The 896-nt window shown below is 75.3% G+C and carries 2 protein-coding genes; both read right to left on the minus strand.

Annotated features, from left to right (window positions below; translation table 11 throughout):
• Nucleotides 1-659: glycoside hydrolase family 1 protein (locus N2041_RS14420; protein WP_297679291.1), on the minus strand; the 659-nt coding region annotated here is incomplete at its 3' end.
• The coding region (locus N2041_RS14425) for a c-type cytochrome (RefSeq protein WP_297679293.1) at nt 656-896 on the minus strand (241 nt) is incomplete at its 5' end. The genes N2041_RS14425 and N2041_RS14420, both read right to left, overlap by 4 nt.

Here is an 896-nt window from a genome sequence, read left to right on the forward strand (position 1 = left end):
TAGTGGTTCACCCCGATCCAGGCGGCGGGGGCGCGGATGGCGGCAAGATCCCCGCCTCGGATCCACGGCTCCATCAGCGCCGCGATGCGGTCCGGGTAGTGGCCGAGGAGCTGCGCATCCGGCAATGCGCGGTTCCACAGCTCGCCGAGCATGCCGGCTGCCTCGGCGTCGGCGGGGGCGTCGCTGCCCGGGCGCACGGGCTGCACGTTGTGCACGCAGCCGACCCGCGCATCGCTGCGGACCGCGAGGATCGCCCGCGTCGCGCCGCCATGCGCGAGGTTCACGTGGTGCATCGCCGCGAGATAGGCGTCGGTCCGCTTCAGCCCGGGCGGGTGGCCGCCGGTCAGGTGGCCGAACATGGTGAACAGCCCGGGCTCGTTGAACGTCGCCCAGAACGGGATGCGGTCCGCGAGCCGGGCGGCCGAGATGGCGGCATAGTCGGCGAAGCGGCCGGCGATGTCGCGCGCCGGCCAGCCGCCCTCCTCCTGCAGCGCCTGCGGCAGGTCCCAGTGGTAGAGGCAGGCGATGGGCACGATGCCGGCCTCGCACAGCGCATCCGTCAGCCGGTCGTAGAAGTCGAGCCCGGCCGCGTTCACCGGTCCGCGCCCGAGCGGCAGCACCCGCGGCCAGGCGAACCCTTCGGGCCAAGCGGGGCTCATCGCGGCGCCTGCGCCAGCAGCCAGGCGGCGAGCGCCTCGGCCTCCGCGCGCGACAGGTTGAAGTTGGGCATCGGGCCGTGCGCCGCCTGCAGGAAGGCGTTCAGCCGCTCCGGCGCGCCGGCGTAGCGCTGGGCGATCTCCGGGATGCTCGGCGCGGCGTCGGCGGCGCGACGCGCGCCGTCGGCGTGGCAGGCGGCGCACCAGCGCTGCGCCAGCGCTGCGCCTTCGCCCTGCGGC

The sequence above is a fragment of the Tepidiforma sp. genome, assembly GCF_026419595.1.
In the GTDB taxonomy this organism is placed as follows: domain Bacteria; phylum Chloroflexota; class Dehalococcoidia; order Tepidiformales; family Tepidiformaceae; genus Tepidiforma.